The 21494-nt window shown below is 74.3% G+C and carries 21 protein-coding genes; 13 read left to right on the top strand and 8 right to left on the bottom strand.

Going from position 1 to position 21494, the window contains the following annotated elements:
- The first annotated feature begins 134 nt into the window (after positions 1 to 134).
- Complete coding sequence (locus AB0B83_RS18645) at positions 135 to 995, top strand: helix-turn-helix transcriptional regulator (protein ID WP_357579243.1); 861 nt, start codon at positions 135 to 137, stop codon at positions 993 to 995.
- Positions 996 to 1002: 7 nt separating this feature from the next.
- On the opposite strand, the gene AB0B83_RS18640 is transcribed toward AB0B83_RS18645, so the two are convergent.
- Both AB0B83_RS18640 and AB0B83_RS18635 read right to left on the bottom strand, forming a co-directional pair.
- Entirely contained in the window at positions 1003 to 1761 is a 759-nt protein-coding gene (locus AB0B83_RS18640; protein WP_357579242.1) for an SDR family oxidoreductase, read from the bottom strand.
- 136 nt (positions 1762 to 1897) lie between these two features.
- Positions 1898 to 2191, bottom strand: a complete 294-nt coding sequence (locus AB0B83_RS18635) for an antibiotic biosynthesis monooxygenase (RefSeq protein WP_132240368.1) — start codon at positions 2189 to 2191, stop codon at positions 1898 to 1900.
- Between the two features lie 100 nt (positions 2192 to 2291).
- Between AB0B83_RS18635 and pnuC the strand changes: the two genes are divergently transcribed.
- The 3 genes from pnuC (at position 2292) to AB0B83_RS18620 (ending at position 5414) form a co-directional block, all read left to right on the top strand.
- Positions 2292 to 2945, top strand: coding sequence for a nicotinamide riboside transporter PnuC (pnuC, locus tag AB0B83_RS18630; RefSeq protein WP_357579241.1), 654 nt, complete (start codon positions 2292 to 2294; stop codon positions 2943 to 2945).
- Positions 2942 to 4069: an AAA family ATPase gene (locus AB0B83_RS18625; protein ID WP_357579240.1), complete on the top strand. Its 1128-nt coding sequence runs from the start codon at positions 2942 to 2944 to the stop codon at positions 4067 to 4069. The genes pnuC and AB0B83_RS18625 overlap by 4 nt, the downstream gene beginning before the upstream one ends.
- A 343-nt stretch (positions 4070 to 4412) precedes the next feature.
- A complete protein-coding gene (locus AB0B83_RS18620; protein WP_357579239.1) occupies positions 4413 to 5414 on the top strand; it encodes a TerC family protein in 1002 nt (333 codons plus the stop codon).
- A gap of 64 nt (positions 5415 to 5478) precedes the next feature.
- On the opposite strand, the gene AB0B83_RS18615 is transcribed toward AB0B83_RS18620, so the two are convergent.
- Both AB0B83_RS18615 and AB0B83_RS18610 read right to left on the bottom strand, forming a co-directional pair.
- Positions 5479 to 6396 (bottom strand): NlpC/P60 family protein, encoded by a 918-nt coding sequence (locus AB0B83_RS18615; protein WP_357579238.1) that lies wholly within the window; start codon positions 6394 to 6396, stop codon positions 5479 to 5481.
- Positions 6397 to 6454: 58 nt separating this feature from the next.
- Positions 6455 to 7552, bottom strand: a complete 1098-nt coding sequence (locus AB0B83_RS18610) for a dipeptide epimerase (RefSeq protein ID WP_357579237.1) — start codon at positions 7550 to 7552, stop codon at positions 6455 to 6457.
- A gap of 125 nt (positions 7553 to 7677) precedes the next feature.
- Here AB0B83_RS18610 and AB0B83_RS18605 point away from each other — a divergent pair, with 125 nt between their 5' ends.
- Entirely contained in the window at positions 7678 to 8475 is a 798-nt protein-coding gene (locus tag AB0B83_RS18605) for a tyrosine-protein phosphatase (protein WP_357579236.1), read from the top strand.
- A 4-nt stretch (positions 8476 to 8479) separates the two neighbouring features.
- Here the strand turns inward: AB0B83_RS18605 and AB0B83_RS18600 are convergent, their stop codons facing one another.
- Entirely contained in the window at positions 8480 to 9340 is an 861-nt protein-coding gene (locus AB0B83_RS18600; RefSeq protein WP_357579235.1) for a serine hydrolase, read from the bottom strand.
- A gap of 65 nt (positions 9341 to 9405) precedes the next feature.
- Between AB0B83_RS18600 and AB0B83_RS18595 the strand changes: the two genes are divergently transcribed.
- Positions 9406 to 10071, top strand: a complete 666-nt coding sequence (locus AB0B83_RS18595) for a methyltransferase domain-containing protein (protein ID WP_357579234.1) — start codon at positions 9406 to 9408, stop codon at positions 10069 to 10071.
- 81 nt (positions 10072 to 10152) lie between these two features.
- Here the strand turns inward: AB0B83_RS18595 and typA are convergent, their stop codons facing one another.
- Positions 10153 to 12021 carry a translational GTPase TypA gene (typA, locus tag AB0B83_RS18590; protein ID WP_357579233.1) on the bottom strand — a complete coding sequence of 623 codons (1869 nt, stop codon included), beginning with the start codon at positions 12019 to 12021 and terminating at the stop codon, positions 10153 to 10155.
- A gap of 137 nt (positions 12022 to 12158) precedes the next feature.
- On the opposite strand from typA, the gene AB0B83_RS18585 reads away from it, so the two are divergent.
- Positions 12159 to 13556 carry a DedA family protein gene (locus AB0B83_RS18585; RefSeq protein ID WP_357579232.1) on the top strand — a complete coding sequence of 466 codons (1398 nt, stop codon included), beginning with the start codon at positions 12159 to 12161 and terminating at the stop codon, positions 13554 to 13556.
- A 128-nt stretch (positions 13557 to 13684) separates the two neighbouring features.
- Here the strand turns inward: AB0B83_RS18585 and AB0B83_RS18580 are convergent, their stop codons facing one another.
- A complete protein-coding gene (locus AB0B83_RS18580; RefSeq protein WP_357579231.1) occupies positions 13685 to 15820 on the bottom strand; it encodes an efflux RND transporter permease subunit in 2136 nt (711 codons plus the stop codon).
- 169 nt (positions 15821 to 15989) lie between these two features.
- Between AB0B83_RS18580 and AB0B83_RS18575 the strand changes: the two genes are divergently transcribed.
- From AB0B83_RS18575 to AB0B83_RS18560, 4 genes are all read left to right on the top strand, one after another.
- Positions 15990 to 16505 (top strand): MarR family transcriptional regulator, encoded by a 516-nt coding sequence (locus AB0B83_RS18575; RefSeq protein ID WP_357579230.1) that lies wholly within the window; start codon positions 15990 to 15992, stop codon positions 16503 to 16505.
- Positions 16506 to 16509: 4 nt separating this feature from the next.
- Complete coding sequence (locus AB0B83_RS18570) at positions 16510 to 18192, top strand: CocE/NonD family hydrolase (protein WP_357579229.1); 1683 nt, start codon at positions 16510 to 16512, stop codon at positions 18190 to 18192.
- Positions 18193 to 18346: 154 nt separating this feature from the next.
- The gene (locus tag AB0B83_RS18565) at positions 18347 to 19255 is read left to right on the top strand and encodes a hypothetical protein (protein ID WP_357579228.1); all 909 of its coding nucleotides are present in this window, start codon (positions 18347 to 18349) and stop codon (positions 19253 to 19255) included.
- A gap of 122 nt (positions 19256 to 19377) precedes the next feature.
- Positions 19378 to 19524, top strand: a complete 147-nt coding sequence (locus AB0B83_RS18560) for a hypothetical protein (RefSeq protein WP_357579227.1) — start codon at positions 19378 to 19380, stop codon at positions 19522 to 19524.
- A 50-nt stretch (positions 19525 to 19574) separates the two neighbouring features.
- On the opposite strand, the gene AB0B83_RS18555 is transcribed toward AB0B83_RS18560, so the two are convergent.
- Positions 19575 to 19778, bottom strand: a complete 204-nt coding sequence (locus AB0B83_RS18555) for a cold-shock protein (protein WP_088961229.1) — start codon at positions 19776 to 19778, stop codon at positions 19575 to 19577.
- Positions 19779 to 19941: 163 nt separating this feature from the next.
- On the opposite strand from AB0B83_RS18555, the gene AB0B83_RS18550 reads away from it, so the two are divergent.
- Together AB0B83_RS18550 and AB0B83_RS18545 are read left to right on the top strand one after the other, a co-directional pair.
- Positions 19942 to 20625, top strand: a complete 684-nt coding sequence (locus AB0B83_RS18550) for a 50S ribosomal protein L11 methyltransferase (RefSeq protein WP_357579226.1) — start codon at positions 19942 to 19944, stop codon at positions 20623 to 20625.
- A gap of 97 nt (positions 20626 to 20722) precedes the next feature.
- On the top strand, positions 20723 to 21334 hold the full coding sequence (locus AB0B83_RS18545) for a VTT domain-containing protein (RefSeq protein WP_357579225.1): 612 nt from the start codon (positions 20723 to 20725) through the stop codon (positions 21332 to 21334).
- Positions 21335 to 21494: the final 160 nt, after the last annotated feature.

Here is a 21494-nt window from a genome sequence, read left to right as displayed (position 1 = left end):
CCCGGGCCCCGCCTGACCTGGTCGGCGGGGCGGGCCGACCCACGCGGCCACCTGGCCCCTGATTGCGGTACGCGAGCAAGCTATTGCGCTGAGTGATCGTCCTGCCCTACTCTCCCTCGGTGGGGAGGCTGGGGATGCCGTTGCCAACGAGTCCGGTCATTCGTCGCGCCCGGCTGGGCGCCGAGTTGCGTCAGCTGCGCCGGCGGGAGGCGCTGACCCTGGAACAGGTCTGCGACCGGCTGGGTTGGGCCTCCACCTCGAAGCTGTCCCGCATCGAGCTGGGGCAGAGCCGGCCGGACCTGGCCGACGTGCTCGACCTGCTCGACGTCTACGAGGTGCCGCCGCCGCAGCGCGACGCGCTCATCGTCATCGCCCGCGACGCCGCCACCAGCCGGGGCTGGTGGAAGGCGCTGGGGGAGATGGGCGAGCGGCAGCGCACCTACGCCGAACTGGAGGCGGGCGCGGCGAGCATCGTGGACTGGCAGCCCGCCGTCGTACCGGGGCTGCTCCAGACCCCGGCGTACGCCCGGCTGCGGATCGCCGCCGGGCGGCTGCTCGACCCGGCCCTCGACGTGGAGGCCGACGTGCGCGCCCGGGGACTGCGGCACGAGGTGCTGCGGCGGACGGACCCGCCCCGTTACACGGCGCTGCTCGCCGAGGCGGCCTGCGACGCCGGCGACACCCCACCGCAGGTGTGGCGGGAGCAGTTGGGGCACCTGGCCGAGCTGGCCACCCTGCCGCACGTGACGATCCGGCTGCTGCCCCGGGGCGTCGCCGCGCGGGGCGGGGCGCAGCCGCTCACGCCGTACTCCTGCTACTCGTTCCCCGACCCGGCCGACCCGCGCACGGTGATGCTGGAGGCGCTGACCACCGACGTGCGGCTGGTGACGGCCGCCGACGTCGACCGCTACGAGCAGCTCACCGGCTGGCTGTTGGACGCGGCCCTCGGTCCGGAGGAGACGCTCGTGGCGCTGGACCGGCTCGCCGCCGGCTGAGTCAGGCTCACAGGTGGCGGCGGAAGCCGCCCTCCGAGTCGATCACCTGGCCGGTGATCCAGTCGGCGTCGGACGAGCAGAGGAACCGCACCAGCCGGGCGGCGTCCTGCGGCGTGCCCCAGCGTCCGCTCGGAAAGAGCTTGGCGACCTCGGCGTACGCCTCTGGCGAGGCGTATCCGGTGTCGGTCGGGCCCGGGTGGACGCAGTTGACGGTGATGCCCCGTGGCATCAGCAGCGGGCAGAGCTGGAAGGTCGCGTTCTCCACCGCCGCCTTGCTGACCGCGTAGGCGAGGGTCTGCGGCATCGGGCCGAGGCGCTGGCCGGTGGAGAAGAGCACCAGCCGGCCACCCGATCCGGCGGTGAACGCCTCGGCGAACGCTTCGGCGAGCAGCAGCGTGGCCCGCACGTTGACCAGCAGGTGCCTGTCGATCTCGGCTGGATCCAGCGCGCCGAACGGCGTGTCGGTGCAGTAGGCGTGCACGGCGACCACCGCGTCGAGCCGGCCGTGCCGGCGTAGCGCCTCGGCGACCAGGTTGGCGGGCGCGGCCGGGTCGAGCAGGTCGGCGCGGACGTGTCCGGCGTCGCCCAGCTCGCCCAGCAGGGCCGGCACGCCCTCGGGATCGCCACCGTAGGGCTGGGCGTCGTCGAACTCCGGCAGGCCGGTGAGCAGCAGCCGCCAGCCGTCCGCGGCGAGTGTGCGGGCGACCGCCGCGCCGATGCCGATCCGACGACTCACGCCCGTCACGAGGGCCACCCGTTGCGTCATGGTGGGCAGTCAACCGGCGTCGGCGACCGGGCGCCAGCGGATATCTCCGCGCGGCAACCGGGCCCGGCGCCCCCGAGCCCGTCGGGACCGGCGGCCGACGCGTGCACGGCGCACCCTAGGGCAGGGGTACGACAGCTCAGGCCGGCACGTCCACGAAGTGCTCGACCAGCGGCGGGTTGGCGAAGTACGGGCCGATCAGCGCCCGCCACTGCGCGAAGCGCTCGGTGGCGCGGAAGTTGTCGTTGTGCGCCTCGACGGAGTCCCACTCGACCAGCAGCACGAACCGGCTCGGGGACTCGACGCCCCGGGTCATCCGCACCGACCGGCAGCCGGGCGTGCCGGCGAGCACCGGATGCCCCTTGGCGTACGCGGCGGCGAACTCGTCCTCGTGTCCCGGCAGTACGTCGATGAGCGCGACCTCAAGCACCATGCCCGGGAGCCTTTCACGCCGCCGTGCGGGCCGGACGTCGCGGGGGCCTGTTCCCGCTGGCAGGGCGGATCTAGGGTGGGCGCGCGGAAAGGGGAGGCGAATGATCGACTGGCTGACCGGTACGGCGTTCATCGTGGCCGGTACCGGCACCACCTGGGCGGAGCTGCTGGGCTTCGCCACCGGGGTGCTCAACGTCTGGCTGGTGGCCCGGCAGCGGATCGCCAACTGGCCGGTCGGCATCGCCAACGTGCTGCTGCTGATGCTGCTGTTCTGGACGGCGGGCCTCTACGCCGACGCCGGCCTCCAGGTGGTCTACGTCGGCCTGGGCCTGTACGGCTGGTGGGCGTGGCTGTACGGCGGCGAGCGGCGCACCCGGCTGACGGTCGGCCGGACGGGCCGCCGGGAGTGGTGGGCGCTGGCGGCGGCGGGCGTGGTGCTGACCGGCGGGCTCTGGGCGCTGCTGGACGGGGCCACCGACTCCACCGTGCCGCTGCCGGACGCGCTGACCACCGCGCTGTCGCTGCTGGCGACGTACGGGCAGACCCGCAAGCGGGTGGAGAGCTGGTGGCTGTGGATCGCCGCCGACCTGATCTACATCCCGCTCTACGCCTACAAGGGCCTGTACCTCACCGCGGCCCTCTACGTGATCTTCCTCGGGCTCTGCGTGCTCGGGCTGCGCGAGTGGCGGGCGGACCTGCGGCGCGGCGCCGCCCCGACCCCGGTGCCCCCGGGCCCGGCCCCGGCGGCGGCGTGACCGGGGCGGCCACCGGTCGAACGCCGGCGGACGGCGTCGGCGCCGGGCCGGTGGCGCCGGAGTTCCGGCACGCGATGGTGGTGGGCAAGTTCTATCCGCCGCACGCGGGACACCACGCGCTGATCGAGGCGGCCGCCGCCCGCTGCGCGGCCGTCACCGTGGTGGTGGCGCCGTCCAGCCGGGAGTCGATCCCGCTCGCGCTGCGGCTGGACTGGCTGCGCGAGGTGCACGCGGCCACCCCGTGGGTCCGCTTCGTGGGCCGGTACGACGACCACCCGGTGGACTACGCCGACCCGGCGGTCTGGGACCTGCACTGCGCGGTGTTCCGCGAGGCGCTGGGCGGGGCGCCGGTGGACGCCGTCTTCTCCTCCGAGGCGTACGGCGAGGAGCTGGCCCGGCGGTTCGACGCGGCGTCGGTCTGCGTGGATCCGGGGCGGCGCGGCGTGCCCGTGTCGGGGACGGCGGTGCGCGCGGACCCGGCGGGCCACTGGGACCGGCTCAGCGCGCCGGTGCGGGCGTGGTTCGTCCGGCGGGTGGTGGTCGTCGGCGCGGAGTCGACAGGCACCACCACGATGGCCGCCGCCCTCGCCGCGCACTACGGCACCCGCTGGGTCCCGGAGTACGGCCGGGAGCTGACCGCGCGGAAGCTGGCCCGGCTGCGCGGGCGGGACCCGGCGGCCACGGTCTTCGACGTGGCCTGGGACCGCGACGACTTCGCCGAGGTGGTCCGGGAGCAGCAGACGGCGGAGGACGCCGCGGCGCGCTCGTGCGGCCCGCTGCTGTTCTGCGACACGGACGCGCGGGCCACGGCCGTCTGGGAGGAGCGGTACCTGGGGTCGACGTCGGCGCGGGTGCGCGCGGCGGCCCGGCGGCCCGCGCTGTACCTGCTGACCGAACACGTCGGGGTGCCCTTCGACGACGACGGGCTGCGCGACGGCGAGCACCTGCGGGCGTGGATGACGGGGCGGTTCCGGGCGGAACTGGCCGGCTGCGGGGTGCCGGTGGTCGAGCTGGCCGGCCCGCACCGGCGGCGGCTGGCCCGGGCGGTGGCCGCCTGCGACGCGGTGCTGGCGGCGGGCTGGTCGCTCGCCGATCCACTGGTCGCGCCCGACCCGGAGCACTAGCCTCCTAGGATGCCTTACGGATGGTGCGGCCGGTCTCGATGCCCGCCGCCGACCGGCGTCGATGCGTCAGGGTGGGAAAGGACACTCACGACCCGAGATGCGGCCACTGGCGGCGGTGGGCCAGAATGACGGGCGAGGAGGGGAGTATTCCCCCGCGACGGAGTCGTCAGCACGGTCGAGCGCCGATCCCTGGACGCACGACCCGGCCCGTCGGTCGCCGCCCCCTCGGGGACGGCGACGGAAGAGACCTCCGACAGTCACCAGAGTCAGCGTCGCCGGCACACCGCGTCCACGAAGGGCGTACGGTGTGCCCGTCGTTGCGTGTCTGCCGGAGGAATGAACCTTGGACGTGTCCGGACTGGTCTGGGTGGGGACGCTCGTCGCCCTGACCGGGATCCTGCTCGTGGATCTGCTGATCGTCGGTCGGCGGCCGCACGAGCCCAGCGTGCGTGAGTCGAGCCTCTGGGTCGGCTTCTACGTCGCCCTGGCACTGATCTTCGGCGGTGGCGTATGGCTGGCCTCCGGGGCCAGCGCGGCCGGGCAGTTCTACACCGGCTGGCTGACCGAGTACAGCCTCTCGGTCGACAACCTGTTCGTCTTCGTGATCATCATGGCGCGGTTCGGGGTGCCCCGGCAGTACCAGCAGAAGGTGCTGCTCATCGGCATCGTGCTGGCGCTGGTCATGCGGGGCGGCTTCATCGCGGCCGGCGCGGCGCTGATCTCCCAGTTCTCCTTCGTGTTCTACATCTTCGGCGCGTTCCTCATCTACACCGCGATCAACCTCGCCCGGCAGGGCGAGCCCGACGAGGACGAGTTCTCCGAGAACCTGCTGATCCGGTGGAGCCGCAAGGCGCTGCCGATCTCCCGGGACTACGACGGCGCCAAATTGACCACCCACACGGCGAAGGGCAAGCGGATCTTCACCCCGATGCTGATCGTCATGATCGCCATCGGCACCACCGACCTGATCTTCGCGCTCGACTCGATCCCGGCGATCTTCGGCATCACCCAGGAGCCGTACCTGGTCTTCACCGCCAACGTCTTCGCGCTGATGGGCCTGCGGCAGCTCTACTTCCTGCTCGGTGGCCTGCTCAGCCGCCTGATCTACCTCAGCTACGGCCTGGCCGTGGTGCTCGGCTTCATCGGCGTCAAGCTGGTGCTGGAGGCCCTCGCGGACAACAAGCTGCCGTTCATCAACGGCGGCGAGCACGTCTCCTGGGCCCCGCACATCCCGATCTGGCTCTCGCTGACGATCATCCTCGGCACCCTCGCGGTGGCCACCGTGGCCAGCCTGGTCAAGTCCTCCCGCGACCGGCGGCGGGTGCTGACCGACGCCCGCCACTGAGGCGTACGCGACGCGACGAGAGAGGGGCGCCCCACCGGGGCGCCCCTCTCTCGTCGTCTGCGGGTCAGACGCGGTGCACGCCGACCAGGGTGGCGGTGCGCTCGTCGGGCAGCCGCTCCTCCAGCACGCGGCGCCGCAGGTAGCAGGCGTGCAGCATCCGCCGGTCGTCGCCGGGGCGCGGGTCGGCGGTGACGATCCCGATGTGGTGGATGCTCCGCCCGGGGCGGGCGAAGAAGTAGAGGTCGCCGGGGCGTTCCGCGCCCAGCGGCACCGGCGTGGTCACCGTCGCCTGGTCGCTGGCGTCGCGCGGCAGCAGCACGCCGAGCCGCCGCCAGGCCAGGTGGACCAGGCCGGAGCAGTCGATACCGTACGCCGACACCCCGCCCCAGATGTAGACGACGTCGACCAGGCGCTGCGCGACGGCCAGCACCTCCTCGGCCGACGGGGGCGCGGTGGGCACCGGCACCGCGTCGCCGGCGGGCAGCCAGAGCGGCGCGGAGTGGCCCGGCGCGTGCACCGGCTGCCAGCCGTCGACCGCCGGCCCGGCCGGGATCAGCCGGGTGCCCAGGATCACCCCGGAGAGCAGCTCGGCGCCGCCCGGCGCGTCACGCAGCGCGGTGACGGTGGCGTCGACCACGAGCGGGTCCGCCTCGGAGGCGCCGGCCCCGGGGGCGAGCTGCTCGGTGGGCAGCCAGCCGGGGTAGCCGCGCGGGTGCAGCCGGGGGGCCGGCTGCTCGACCGCCACCACGTGGGCCCAGCCGTCCGGGCGCACTTCGGTGACCAGCACCCGCTCGCCGAGCAGCAGTTGGCTCAGTACGCAGTCGCCGACCTGCTGGTCGGTGTCCATGCCGGAGATCCAGGCGGCGATGTCCGTACGCGCGGCCAGGGCGGGGCCGTCGACGGGGCGTACCGCCTCGGGGCAGCTCCAGAGGGTCGCGACCGCGACCCGGACCACGGCCTCCCGGCCCGGTTGCAGCTCCACGTCCACCCCCAGCTCGCGCCGAATGTCCCCGCGACCATATGAAAGTTTTCGACGAGCATCAACCAGCAGTCTGCATCTTTACTTCAGTCACGGAGCTGATGCCCAGGCCCGGCGCGTCCGGCAGCACGACTGTCGCGCCGTCGTACCGCAGGCCGCCGCGCACCGGCGACCAGGCCAGCCACCAGGCGGCGTCCAGGTCGGCCACCGCGGTGGTGCCGTAGGCGCCCACCAGGCTCGCGGCGGCACCGATGCCCACCTGGCTCTCCATCATCGACCCGACGACGGTGCCGAGGCCGTGCGCGGCGGCGAGGTCGAGCAGCGTCCGGGCCGGGTGCAGGCCGCCGCACTTGGCGAGCTTGACGTTGACCATGTCGGCGGCCCGGCGGCGGATCACCTCGACCAGGTCGCGGACGCCGAAGACCGACTCGTCGGCGAGGATCGGCACGTCCACCCGGTCGCTGACCCAGGCCAGCCCGTCCAGGTCCCAGCGGGCGACCGGCTGCTCGACCAGTTCCACGTCCAGCCCGGCGTCCTCGACGCCCCGGATCACCCGGACCGCCTCGCGCGGGGTCCAGCCCTGGTTGGCGTCCAGCCGGATGCGGACCCCGTCGCCGACGGCGGAGCGCACCGCGCGGACCCGCTCCAGGTCGCCGGCCGCGTCGGTGCCCACCTTCAGCTTGAGCACGCCGAAGCCCTCCGCCCGCCGCTGCCGGGCCGCCGCCGCCAGGTCCACCGCGTCGCCCACGGCGAGCGTGACGTCCGTGGGCACCCGCAGGGCGGTGCCCCCGAGCAGCCGCACCAGCGGTACGCCGAGCCGCCGCGCGGCCAGGTCGTGCAGCGCGACGTCGACGGCCGCCTTGGCCGCCTCGTTGCCGACGACCGCCCGTTGCACCTCGGTGCAGCGGGCCACCAGGTCGTCGGCGTCGCGGCCGGTGAGCGCCGGGCCGAGCAGCTCGCGCACGCACGCCTCGGAACCGGCGACCGACGCCCCGGTGACCTGCCACACCTGCGGCGCCTCGCCGAAGCCGGACCGGCCGTCGGCATCGACCACCTCCACCACCAGGGTCTCCACGGTGGTGGTGCGGCGCAGCGCGGTCACGAACGGCGTGTGCAGGGGCGCAGAGAGCCGGTGGGCGCGTACCGCGGCGATGGTCATGTGCGGCACCCTATACGGGCACGGGCAGGCGAAGGGGAGGCCGGCATGAGCGAGCGGAGTGGGCGGATCATCGGGCGCGGGGCGGTGGTGCCTCGTGGCGGCACGCGGCGCGGCGGAGCGCCGGCATGAGCGGGCGGGACTGGGAACTGGTGGGCGCGCCGAACGCGCGGGACCTCGGCGGCCTGGTCGGCGCCGACGGCCGCAGGGTGCGCCCGGGGGCGCTGATCCGCACGCCGGCGCTGGGTCGGCTGACCGACGAGGACCTGCCGGTGCTGGCCAAGCTCGGCCCGGCCTGTGTGGTCGATCTGCGGGACCACTCGGAGACGGCGGTCGCCCCGCCGGACCGGCTGACCGGCCAGCCGCGGGTGGTGCACCTGCCGGTGCACGACGCCGAGCACCCCGTCTTCACGTACGTCTCGGCGGTGCTGCTCGGCCACGACCTGGGCGCGTACGCGGGCCTGGCGGAGCAGGGCACGCCGGCGGCGATGGCGGCGATCTACCGCTGGTTCGTCAGCGGTGAGTCGGCGCGGGCGAACTTCGGCACGGCGGTGCGGCTGGCGGCCCGGGCGGAGAACCTGCCGCTGGTCTACCACTGCTCGGCGGGCAAGGACCGCACCGGCTGGTTGACGGTGCTGCTGCTCAGCGCGCTCGGCGTGGACGAGGCGGCGATCCGGGCGGACTACCTGGCGAACAACCGGCTGACCGAGAGCCTGCGGGAGGTCCTGCTGGAGGCGATGCGGCGGCGGATGCCGGAACTGGACGTCGAGGCGGTGCGCCCGGTGCTGGAGGTGCGCGAGGAGTACCTGGACGCCGCGTACGCGGAGGTGCGTCGGGTGCACGGGTCGTTCGGGGCGTACCTGCGCGACGGCCTCGGCGTGACCGACGACGTGGTGACGACGCTGCGGGCACACCTGCTGGAGTGAGGCCTCAGGCCAGGTCGTGCCGCGCGGCCCAGGCGGCGGCGGACACCCGCGCGATGAGCCGGCACGCGTCGTCGTCCTCCTCGCCGCTGGGGCCGCCGTCGGCGATGTCGGTGGTGGTGCAGACGACGACGGCGTACGGCGGGGCGTCGTTGGGGAAGACCACCCCGGCGCCGTGCCGCACGCCGCGCACCCAGCCGTTCTTGTGCGCGATGCGGGTGCCCTCGGGCAGCCCGGCGGCCAGGTCCTCGCGGTGCTCCTGGGCGAACAGCACGTCGAGCATGGCGGCGCAGCCGGCCGGCGAGGCCAGCGGACCTCGGGTCTCCGCGCCGGCGGCCAGCGCACCGAGCAACGCGGCGAGGTCGGCGGCGGTGACGAGGTTGGTGACGCCCGCCTCGCGGGCCGCGAAGTCCTCGATGCCCCGGCCGGTGACGCTGTGCCGGGCCCCGGCGAGGTCCCACACCCGTGCCACCGCCGGCAGTCCGACGTGGCCGATGACCAGGTTGGTGGCGAGGTTGCTGGAGCGGACGATCATGCGGCGGGCGAGCCAGCGCAGTGTCGCCTGGGCGCCGACTCGCTCCCAGACCGCCTCGTCGTTGTCGTAGTGCCGGGCGCAGGAGAACCGGGGCGCGCCGGGCAGCGCCGAGTCGAACTCGTTGCGTACCGGCACCGGGGCGTCCAGGTCGAGGGCGCCGGCCTCGGCGGCGCGGTGCAGCGCGACGAGCACCGCCGCCTTCATGGTGCTGGCCGCGTAGTGGGTCGCGTCGGCGTGCCGGGTCCAGGTGGGGGTGGCGCCGACCCGCCCCACGTACGCCGACACTGTGCCGAGCACGCCGTTCAGGTGGGCGTCGAGCTCGTCCCAGGTCATGCGGCTGACCGTAACGGATCGCCGACGGGGCAGCGGGTCGGGGCGTCCGGCCGTACCGTGCGGGGGTGACGGTTGCCGCCTACGACGCGCACGCCGACTGGTACGAGGCGTTCGCCACCGACACGTCCAGCGACTACATGACCCGGGTTCGCGGCCAGCTCCGCGACCTGCTCGGCACCGGCCCCGGCCGCTGCCTCGACCTGTGCTGCGGCACGGGGCTGCAGGCGGCGGAGCTGCGCCGGCTGGGCTGGCAGCCGGTGGGGGTCGACCTGTCCGGCGGGCAGCTGCGGCACGCCCGCCCGCGCCTGCCGGTGGCCCGCGCCGACGCGGCGGCGCTGCCGGTGGCCGACGCCTCGGTGCCGGCGGTGGCGTGCGTGCTGGCCCACACCGACGTGCCCGACTACGCGGCGGTGATCGCCGAGGCGGCGCGGGTGCTCGCGCCCGGTGGGCGGTTCGTGCACGTGGGGGTGCACCCGTGTTTCGTGGGGGCGTTCGCCGACCGCTCCGATCCGGCGCGGATCGTGATCGACGGCGGCTACGCCGACCGGGAGCGCAGCTTCCGGGCCTGGTCGCCGCACGGGGTGCGGGTGCGCGTCGGCGCCTGGCACGTCCCGATGGCCGGCCTGCTCAACGCGGTCACCGACGCCGGCCTGACGCTGGTGCGCACCACCGAGGCGGGGTCCGGCCGGGTACCCGACCTGCTCGCCTTCCTCGCCACCCGCCCGGCCTGACGCCCCCGCGCCGGGGCCGTGACGGGCGGAGCCCGGACCGCGTGGTGCGGTCCGGGCTCCGGGGGAGACTGCCGTCGTACGTCAGCCGGCGTGCTTGCGACGGGCGGCGGCCCGACCGCGGAGCTGCTGGTCGAGCACCACCTTGCGGATGCGGACCGCGGCGGGGGTCACCTCGACGCACTCGTCCTCGCGGCAGAACTCGAGGGCCTGCTCCAGCGACAGCTTGCGCGGCGGGATCAGCTTCTCGGTCTCGTCGGAGGTCGACGCGCGCATGTTGGTGAGCTTCTTCTCCTTGGTGATGTTGACGTCCATGTCGTCGGAGCGGGAGTTCTCCCCGACGATCATGCCCTCGTACACCTCGGTGGTCGGCTCGACGAAGAGCTGGCCGCGCTCCTGCAGGTTGATCATGGCGAACGACGTGACGGCGCCGGACCGGTCGGCGACCAGCGAGCCGTTGTTGCGGGTGCGCAGCTCGCCGAACCACGGCTCGTACGACTCGAAGACGTGGTGCAGGATGCCGGTGCCCCGGGTGTCGGTGAGGAACTCGGTGCGGAAGCCGATCAGGCCCCGGGCCGGGACCAGCCACTCCATTCGGATCCAGCCGGTGCCGTGGTTGACCAGCTGTTCCATCCGGCCCTTGCGGGTCGCCAGCAGCTGGGTGATCGCGCCGAGGTACTCCTCCGGAGCGTCGATGGTGAGCCGCTCGACGGGCTCGCAGGTCTTCCCGTCGATCTCCCGGGTGACCACCTGCGGCTTGCCGACGGTCAGCTCGAACGACTCGCGGCGCATCTGCTCCACCAGGATGGCCAGGGCCAGCTCGCCACGGCCCTGCACCTCCCACGCGTCGGGGCGCTCGGTGGGCAGCACCCGCAGCGACACGTTGCCGATCAGCTCCTTGTCGAGCCGGTCCTTGACCATCCGGGCGGTGACCTTGGCGCCCTTGACCCGGCCGACCAGCGGCGAGGTGTTGGTGCCGATGGTCATCGAGATGGCCGGCTCGTCGACGGTGATCAGCGGCAGCGGGCGCGGGTCCTCCGCGTCGGCCAGGGTCTCACCGATCATGATCTCGGGGATGCCGGCGACGGCGATGATGTCGCCGGGGCCCGCCGAGTCGGCCGGCTTGCGCTCCAGGCCCTCGGTCATCAGCAGCTCGGAGATGCGGACCCGCTGGGTGCTGCCGTCGGTGCGGCACCAGGCCACCGTCTGGCCCTTGCTGATGGTGCCCTGCCGCACCCGGCACAGCGCCAGCCGGCCGAGGAACGGGGAGGCGTCGAGGTTGGTGACGTGCGCCTGCAGCGGCGCCTCCTCCTCGTACGAGGGCGGCGGGATGGTGTCCAGCAGGGTGCGGAACAGGGGCTCCAGGCTGGTGCTGTCGTCGGGGACCGCGCCGTCGGCGGGCTGGGTCAGGGAGGCGATGCCGTCGCGGGCGCAGGCGTAGACGATCGGGAAGTCGATCTGCTCCTCGTCGGCGTCCAGGTCGAGGAAGAGCTCGTAGGTGTCGTCCACGACCTCCTTGATCCGGGCGTCGGGGCGGTCCACCTTGTTGATCACCAGGATGATCGGCATGCGCGCCTTGAGCGCCTTGCGGAGCACGAACCGGGTCTGCGGCAGGGGGCCCTCACTGGCGTCCACCAGCAGCACCACGCCGTCGACCATGGTCAGGCCGCGTTCGACCTCGCCGCCGAAGTCGGCGTGGCCGGGGGTGTCGATGATGTTGATGGTCACCGGGTCGGAGCCGTCGGCCGGCAGGTAACGCACGCCGGTGTTCTTGGCCAGGATGGTGATGCCCTTTTCCCGTTCGAGGTCCATCGAGTCCATGACCCGTTCGGTTACCTCGCCGCGGGCGCCGTAGGCGCCGGCCTGCCGCAACATGGCGTCGACCAGGGTCGTCTTGCCGTGGTCGACGTGGGCGATGATGGCGACGTTGCGGAGGTCGGTGCGAAGCTGCATACCCTCCATACTCCTGTCTGCGGTTGCCGGGCACGCGTCGGGGGGTGTTACCCCCAGATGACCCGGATCTCTGCCGAAACTGATGTTCCGACCGTTTCAGCGCCTGGCATGCTGACCCCCGTGGGAATGGGGGCCCGATGCACGACCTGCTGACCTCGCTGCAGGGCCTGCCGCCCCTGCTGATCTATGTGATCGCCGCGATTGTCGTCGCGGGGGAGACCGCCGTGATCTTCGGTCTGCTGGTGCCGGGCGAGGCGACCCTGTTGCTGGTCGGCTTCCTAGCGTACGCGGGGACGCTGCGGCTCGTACCGGCGCTGTTGGTGATGATCCTTGCAGCAGTGATCGGCGACACACTGGCGTACCGGGCGGGCCGGCGGCACGGGCCCCGGCTGCGCGCCGGCCGGCTGGGCGCGCGGGTGGGTAACGAGCGGTGGAGCCGGGCGGACGCGATGCTCGGCCGGCTGGGCGGGCGCGGGGTGCTCACCGCCCGCTGGGTGGCCTTCGCCCGCACCCTGGTGCCCCGGCTGGCCGGGGCGGCCGGGATGCCGTACCGGCGGTTCGCGCCGTGGAACCTGGCCGGGGTGGTGACCTGGGTGGGCGGCTCGGTGCTCGTCGGCAACCTGGCCGGCGAGTCGTACGAGACGGTCTCCCGGCTGCTCGGGCGGGCCACCGGCGCGGTGCTGGTGCTGGTGGCCGCGCTGGTCGCGGTGGTGCTGGCGGGGCGGTGGCTGGGCCGCAACCCGGATCCGGCCCGGGCGCTGGCGTCCCGGGCGGCGGGGCTGCGGCCGGTGCGCTGGCTCAGCAGCCGGTACGGGGTGCTGTTCTTCCTGCTCGCCATGCACGTCGGGCCGGCCTGGACGCTGCTGATCAACCTGGTCGCGGGCCTGCTGCTGCTCTTCCTGGCCGGGCTCGCCATCGCCTGGGTGCTCGGGGCGGTGGTCCGGCACAGTGGCCTCGCGGTGCTCGACAGCGCGATCGCCGACTGGTTCGCCGACCGGCGTACGCCCGGGGCGGTCGACGTCACGCTCGCGGTGGTCTCGGCGCTGCGCGGATCGTCGCTGATCGTGCTGGTGGCCGTCGTCGCGGCGGTGCTGGCCTGGCGGCACCGGCCCTGGCGGGCGGACCTGCTCAGCGTGGTCGGCACGGTCGGGGCGTTCGTGCCGCTGGTGGTGCTGGCCGTGGTGGTCGACCTGGCGGGGCCGACAGCGGGCGGGCCGGACGGCCGGGACGCCGCCCTGTTCCCGACGCAGAACGCCGTGGTGGCGGCCAGCCTCTGCACCCTGGCCTGGCTGCTGTCCCGGGGGGCGCGCTGGCCGGTGGCGGTGACCGCCTGGACGGCCGCGGCGGCCGGCGTGGTCGGCATCGTCGGCGCCCGCCTCTACCTGGGGCTGAGCACCGCCAGCGGCAGCGCCACGGCGGTGCTGCTCGGGGTGGCCTGGACGGCGTTGTTCGTGGTCGCCTGGGCCACCCGTGACAGGGCGGCGGGTGGCGACGTGACCGAGCCCGAACCGGTGGCGGCCCGCGCCGACGCGTGAGCCGCCACCGCCATCGCCGAGCCGCGCACGAGGCCGCCTCCACCAGCCCTCGCGGCGCGGCGGACGGCGTGCCCGGGGCGCGCGAAGGGGCCGTGGCGATGCCGCCACGGCCCCTTCCGGCGGGCCGGTCAGTCCCGGGTGGTCACCTGCTCGCGTCCCGTCGGCGCGTCGTCGCCGCCCCCGGCGGGCTCGCGCGAGACCCGTCCCGGCCACCAGAAGCGGTCGCCGAGCGTGAACGCCAGCGCCGGCACCAGGACCGTCCGCACGAGCAGGGTGTCCAGCAGGACGCCGATGCAGACGATGATCCCGATCTGGGTCAGCAGGATCAGCGGCAGGACGCCGAGGACCGCGAAGACCGCGGCGAGCAGGACACCGGCGCTGGTGATGACGCCGCCGGTGACCCGCAGGGCCGAGAGCATCCCGGCGCGGGTGCCGCTGCGCCGGGCGTCCTCGCGGGCCCGGGTGACGAGGAAGATGTTGTAGTCCACGCCGAGCGCCACGAGGAACACGAAGGCCAGCAGCAGGACGCCGCTGTCGAGCGCCGGCATGTCGAGCACGTGGTCGAAGAGCAGCCACGACGCGCCGATGCTGGCGAAGAACGACGCGATCACGGTGAGCACCAGCAGCAGCGGGGCGACCAGGCCGCGCAGGAGCAGCACCAGCACCGCGCCGACGAGCAGCAGGATGATCGGCAGGATCAGCCGCAGGTCCCTGCCGTTGGCCTCGTTCTCGTCGTAGGTGGCCGCGACGTTGCCGCCGACCACCGCGCCGTCGAACGCGGGCGCGCCCTCGACCGCGGGCGGGGCGGAGCCGGGGACCGCCGCGACCGCGTCCCGCAGGGCCTCGACGGCCCGGCTCGCCGCCTCGGTGCCGGGCTCGGCCTCCAGCACGACGTCGACCTGGGCGACCTGGGCGCCGGCCTCACCGGGACGCGCGGAGGCGACGCCGGGGACCCCGGCGGCGGTGTCCGTGACGGCCCGCACCGCCGAGGGGGTGGTGAGCACGGCGACCGGCTGGGTCGTGCCGGCGGGGAAGGACCGCGCGAGGGTCTCCGCGCCGGCGACCGCCTCCGGCTTGACCCGGAACTGCTCGGTCTCCGACAGGCCGGTGCGGATGCCCAGCCCGCCGAGGGCGAGCCCGGCGAGCAGCAGCGTCGCGAGCAGCGCGACCGGCACGGGACGGCGCTCGACGGCGGCGCCGAGCCGGCCCCACAGCCGGCCCTCGCGGATCTCCCCGCCGACGCGGGGCACGAACGGCCAGAACAGGCCGCGCCCGAAGATCACCAGGACCGCCGGGAGGACGAACAGCGCCGAGAGCATGGCGAGGACGACGCCCGTGGCGCAGGCCACGGCGAGGGCGCGGTTGAGCTCCTGCTCCGACAGCAGCAGGGTGAGCACGCCGAGGACGACGGTGGAGCCGCTGGCGAGGATGGGCTCGGCGACCCGCCGCTGCGCGGCGCGCATCGCCACGAAGCGGTCCTCCTCGCGGCGTAGCTCCTCGCGGTAGCGGGCGATGAGCAGCAGCGCGTAGTTGGTGGCGGCGCCGAAGACGAGGACGCTGGCGATGCCGGTGACGGCGCCGCCGGGCAGGTTGATGCCGACGGCCGGGACGACCGTGTCGAGGGCGCGCAGCGTGAGCTGTTCCGTCGCCGCGACGACGACGAGCGGCACGATCCACAGGAACGGGCTGCGGTAGGTGATGAGCAGCAGCAGCGCCACGACGCCGGCGGTGACGGCCAGCAGCGTGGTGTCGGCGCCGGCGAAGACCTTCGTCAGGTCGGTGGCGAAGGCGGGCCCGCCGGTGACCTCCACGTTCAACCCCGCCGGCGCGTCGTCCAGGGACGCGCGGAGCTGGTCGATCCGCTCCGCGACCGCCTCCTGCCCGCCGGCGGTGGACAGCGGCACGGCGACGAGCGCGACGGTGCCGTCGGGGGAGACCTGCGGCGGGCTGACGCGCCCGCCGACGGCGAACTGGTTGAGGTCACCCGACTGGCCCGTCAGGGCCGCGCGGTCGGCCTCGGTGAGGGCGGCCCGGTCGGCGCGGCTGACCACGACGATCGCCGGCTGGACGTCGCGGGAGGGCAGTTGGTCCTGGAGGCGCTCCACCTGGGTCGACTGCCACTCCACCGACAGGCCGGTGGCGGAGACGGCCGCCGGGTTGTCGGGCTTGGGCAGCACGAAGACGGCCGCCCCGAACACGATCGCGGCGGCCACGGTGAGCCACGCGGCGAGCCGTCCGCGCGCCACGCGGGTGAACACTGACATCGGATGCCCTCACGGTCTCTCGACGGATTTCCTTCGACGGTCAAGACCTCGCGAACGATGCAAAGGGTCGACCGTCGAGTATCTTGATTAACGAGATTATCGACTGCTGAGTTATGCTGCAACCGGAACGGACGGGCAGGAGGCGGCGACCGACGTGGCAGGTCACGGCATGTACCGGCGGCGCGACACGCGCCGCGAGCGGCTGGTCGCCGAGATCGGCACCGGGCTGCGGCGCTACTCGGTCGACGCGCAGCACATCGGGCACGCCTTCGCCGCCCTGCACGGGCTCAACGCCACCGACCTGCAGGCGCTGATCGCGGTGATGGACGCCGAGCTGGTCGGCCGGCCGATCACCCCCGGCCGCCTGGGCGAGGCGCTCAACCTGTCGTCCGGCTCGGTCACCGCCCTGATCGACCGGCTGGAACGCGCCGGGCACATCCGCCGCGACCGCGACACCACCGACCGGCGCAAGGTCTTCCTGCACTACGCCGAGCAGGGCGCCGCGCTGGCCATGGAGTTCTTCCGGCCCCTGGGCCGGCGCACCGACGACGTGATGGCCGGCTTCAGCGACGACGAGCTGGAGGTGGTGCACCGGTTCATGACCGCGATGACCGCCTCGATGGGGGAGCACCGGGACGCGGTGCGCGCCGCCCGCGACGAGCCGGCCCGGCGCGCGAACGGCTGACGTCGTGCTCGACCGGCTGGCAGCCCGCCTCGCCACCGCCGCGCTGCGGTTGCCGCCCGCGCGCACCCGTCGGGTCACCCTCACCCGGGGCATCTCGGTACGGGTCCGCGACGGCGTGCCGCTGCGCACCGACCACTACGCCCCGGCCCTGCCCGGCGCGCCGACCGTGCTGATCCGCACCCCGTACGGGCGGGGCGGGCCCATGCGGCTGCTCGGCCGGCTCGCCGCCGAGCGCGGCTTCCACGTGGTGATCCAGTCCTGCCGCGGCACGTTCGGCTCCGGCGGCACCTTCGCCCCGCTGGTGCACGAGCGCGAGGACGGCCTCGACACCCTCGACTGGCTGCGCCGCCAACCCTGGTGGTCCGGCGCGTTCGGCATGTTCGGCGCCAGCTACCAGGGCTTCGTGCAGTGGGCCCTCGCGGCCGACGCGGGGGAGGAGCTGCGGGCGATGGTCGCCGTGGTGACCGCCTCGGGCACCCGCGACTCGACGTACGCCGGGGAGTCCTTCGCCCTCGACACCGTGCTCACCTGGGCCGAGCTGCTCCAGGCGCAGACCGTGCCGTGGCTGGCCCGGCAGTGGGAACTCAAACGCGGCCAGCCCCGGCTGGTCGCGGCGCTGGCCCACCTGCCGCTGGCCGAGGCGGACCGGGTGGCCACCGGCGTCACCGTGCCGTTCTTCCAGGAGTGGCTGCGCCACCACACCCCGGATGCCGGCTACTGGCGTACGCGCGTCTTCGGCGACCGGATCGCCGAGGTCCACGCGCCGGTGGCGATGGTGAGCGGCTGGCACGACATCTTCCTGCCGGCCCAGCTGCGCGACTTCGCGGCGCTGCGCGCGGCCGGCGCCCGGCCCCGGCTGACCGTCGGACCGTGGACCCACGGCAGCCCCGGGCTCTTCCTCGCCGCGCTGCGCGACGGGCTGGACCACCTCGACGCCCACCTCGCCGGGCGGACGACCGGTGCCGGCGTAACGGCCCCCGTGCGGGTGCACGTCGGCGGTGCCGGTGGCGGCTGGCGGGACCTGCCCGACTGGCCGCCCCCGGCGGTGCCGACCCCGTGGCACCTGCACCCGGATGGCGGGCTGAGCACCGCCGCGCCGGTCGCGTCGCCCCCGGACCGCTTCCACTACGACCCGGCCGACCCGACGCCCTCGCTCGGCGGGCCGCTGCTGGTCGCCCAGCGCGCCGGCCCGGTCGACAACCGCCCGGTCGAGGCCCGGCCCGACGTGCTCACCTTCACCAGCGCCCCGCTCGCCGCGGCCGTCGAGGTGATCGGCCCGGTACGCGCCGAGATCCACCTGCGCAGCGAGCTGTCCCACCTGGACGTCTTCGTGCGGCTGTGCGACGTGGACCGGCGCGGCCGGTCCTGGAACGTCTGCGACGGCCTGGTCCGGGTCGCGCCCGACCGGTTCCCCACCGACTCGGCCGGCGTGGTGCGGGTGCCGGTGGAACTCTGGCCCACGGCGCACCGGTTCGCGCGGGGGCACCGGCTGCGGGTGCAGGTCTCCGGCGGCGCCCATCCGCGCTACGCGCGCAACCCCGGCACCGGCGAGCCCCTCGGCACGGCGGTCACCCTGCGTGCCGGATGGCGGGAGATCCTGCACGATCCACAGTGTCCGTCCGCTGTGCTCCTACCGATCATGTCGCCGGGGTCGCAGGTTTCCGAGGGCCGAAAAAACCTGCTCTGAACTGGGCATTTATCAATCGATGGAGCTATGGTTGGGCCCTGCCCGACGCCGTGCACCAGCCGGTCGGGCCCGCGCGTGAGGCTCCCACACCGCCTACGCGGTGTCACTGCCGTGCCCGGCCCCCGAACCCGTCCCCGACCCCGAGGGGGAACCCATGACGCGGGCACCGCAAAACCTGTTGGCCGTCCGCCGCCTGTTGCTCGACCACCTCAACGTCGACCCCGACACCGTACGCGAACAGGACCTCGAACCCGCCGAGGTCGGCATCGTCGGCGACCCCGCCCACCGGGGCGGCTACCACTGCGGCTCCGACCGGGTGGTGCCCAGGGACTACTCCGTCGTCGAATCGCCCCGGGACTCCTCCGGCCTGACCCTCGACGCGGCGGCGCTCGACGTCGGCCTCTTCCGGGTCGTTGTGGCAGGCCGGGCGCACGACCTCCGCAGCTTCTCCACCTGGTGCGTCGCGCAGTGCACCGCGGGCACCCCGGACAGCCGGGACCTCCGAGAGATCATCTACTCCCCGGACGGCAAGGTCGTCCGGCGGTGGGACCGCCTGCGCAAGCGGACGAGCGGGGACAACTCCCATCTGTGGCACACCCACTTCAGCTTCTTCCGCGACTCGATCACGGCGAACCGGGACCAGACCCCGCTGTTCCGCCGCTACCTGACGACCATCGGATTGATCGCACCGCCAGCAGAGGAGTCCGACATGGAACAGACCGACAAGCTCGCCTACAACACCGGTTCGCCCACCCGTACGGTCGGCCAGGTTTTCGCCGACCTGGAGAACCTGCGCAACTGGCTGATCTCGCCCGTCGGGACGCAGGGTCTGCTGACGCCGCCGCTGGCGGGTTCGCCGTTGATGCTCCTGCTCGCGATGGCGCAGGCATACCCGGCCCTGGTCGCCCAGGTCAAGGCCCTGTCCGAGAGCGACTTCAGCGACGAGCAGGCGATCGTCGCCGGTGTGCTCGCCGGCCTCTCGCCGGAGCAGATCGCGGAGGCGATCCCGCCCACCATCGCCCAGCAGGTCACCGACGAACTGGCCCGCCGCCTGGCGGCCTGACCCCGCCGCGTCCGGCGGGCGCGTTCAGGCCCGGTCGGGCGACGGCGGTCCCGGAGGTCTTCCTGGTCCGGGAGGCGCGACTCGCGCCGGACCGGCGGTCGGCGGGATGCTGGTCAGCCGCCGTGCTGGCCGAGGCGATCGGCGCGGCCCGCGGGGCCAGCACCGCGATCGCGGTGATGACGGCCTGGCTCGCGCTCACCCCGGCGATCCTGCTGATGGGGCCGCTACGGCGGCGACGGGACCTGCCCGTCGCGCCGAAGCGGCCCTGAAACGCGCTGCGGCGGCGACCGTCAGCCGGCCGCCGCCACCGGCACGGGATCTACAGCGGACGGACGTTGTCCGCCTGCGGACCCTTCTGACCCTGGGTCACCTCGAACTCGACCTTCTGGCCCTCGTTCAGCTCCCGGTAACCGCTCGACGCGATGGCCGAGTAGTGGACGAACACGTCCGGCCCTCCGCCATCCTGCTCGATGAAGCCGAAGCCCTTTTCCGAGTTGAACCACTTAACCGTGCCGGTTGCCATGCATCTCTCCCTGTTCCAAAGCGGGTGAACCCCGGTCGTCGACCGATGATCGCCCGGTGCCACCCCGAGAGTAACCGGCCGAACCGCGATCCGCTGGCCGAACTCTCGGCGCGGCGACGCGAAAGCCGGGCGAGACGAGGTCGGCTGGGGCATGCTTGCCCCGATGAGAGGTGCCACAGCCGACGCGCTGACCGAGATCGAGCGGGAGATCGACGCTCCCGGCGGCGGGCTCGACCGGCTCCGGCTGGTGCGGATCCCGTTCGTCCCCGAGGTCCGGCTGCACCTGGCCGAGGACGCCATCGTCTGGTGGGCCCGGATGGAGGCGCAGGCCGGGCACGCCCTGCCCGCGCCGTACTGGGCCTCGGTCTGGGCCGGTGGCCAGGCCCTCGCGCGCCACCTGCTCGACCACCCCGACCTCGCGGCCGGCCGCCGGGTGCTCGACCTCGCCGCCGGGTCCGGCCTGGTGGCGATCGCGGCCGCGCTCGCCGGCGCCGAGCGGGTGGTCGCCAACGACATCGACCCGTACGCGGTCGCGGCGGTCACCGTCAACGCCCGGGCCAACGATGTGACGGTCGCGACCACCGGCGGCGATCTGCTCGACTCCGATCTCGACGGGGTGGACCTGCTGCTGGCCGGGGACGTCCTCTACGACGCGACGATGGCGGCGCGGGTGCTGCCCTTCCTGCGACGGGCCGCCGCCGGCGGCGCCGAGGTGCTGGTGGGCGATCCCGGGCGGGGCCACCTGCCGCCGGGCGTGCTGGCGACGGTGGCGAGCTACCCCGTGCCGACCACCGAGCCCGCCGTGGACTCGACCGTGCGCCGGGTGCAGGTGCTGCGCCCCCGGTGACCCCGGGCTCTCAGGGTCGACCCCGAGCCCGATACCAGGGGGCGGTGGGGGATCGGACCCGATGTCCCGGGTGGCCGGGCGGCCATAGCGTACGGGCATGGCGGATTGGCTGACCCAGATCGGAGAGCTCCCCACCACCCTGCTCATGGGGGTGCTCGGGGTGGTGATGCTCTTCGACGCCGTACCGCTGCTCGGGGTGCTGGTCCCCGGTGACGTGGCGATCCTGGCGGCGACGGGCGTCGGCGGCCCGACCACCGGTGCCGCCACCTTCGCCGTGGTGGTGGCCGGCTGCCTCGCCGGCTGGTCGCTGAGCTTCCTCGCCGGCCGCCGGTACGGCGACCGCCTGCGGCACAGCCGCCTCGGCGACTGGATCGGGGAGGCACGCTGGGCGGCGGCGGAGGGGATGCTCCAGCGCGGGGGCGGCCGGATGGTGCTGGTCGCGCCCTTCCTGCCGGTGTTCAACGCGCTGCTGCCGCTGGCGGCGGGCGGGCTGCGGATGTCGTACCCGCGCTTCCTCGGCTGCGCGACGCTCGGCGCGGCGGCCTGGGCCGGTCTCTACCTGGTGCTGGGCACCGCCTCGCGGTCGCTCGCCGGGCTGCTGCCGGGGGAGTCCAGCCCGATGCTGGTCACCATGGCGGTCGGCCTGCTGCTGGCGGGCGCGGTGCTGATGGGCACGCGGCGCCGGGTGCGCGCGGTCACCGGGGCCTGACCCGGCACCCGACGGGGAGCGCGGAAGCCGGGAACCGACGGGGGAGCCCGGGGACCGAGGGGGAACCGGGGGAGCGGGGGGACCGACGGGGGGAGCGGGGCCGGGCGCGGATCGCCCCCGGCCCCGCTGAGGTTCACCAGCCGCGGGCGCGCCACTGGGG

It is taken from the genome of Micromonospora sp. NPDC049060 (assembly GCF_040649055.1).
Lineage (GTDB): Bacteria > Actinomycetota > Actinomycetes > Mycobacteriales > Micromonosporaceae > Micromonospora > Micromonospora reichwaldensis.
The sequence above is the reverse complement of the archived record's forward strand: the minus strand, read 5'-3'. Positions and strand labels throughout refer to the sequence as shown.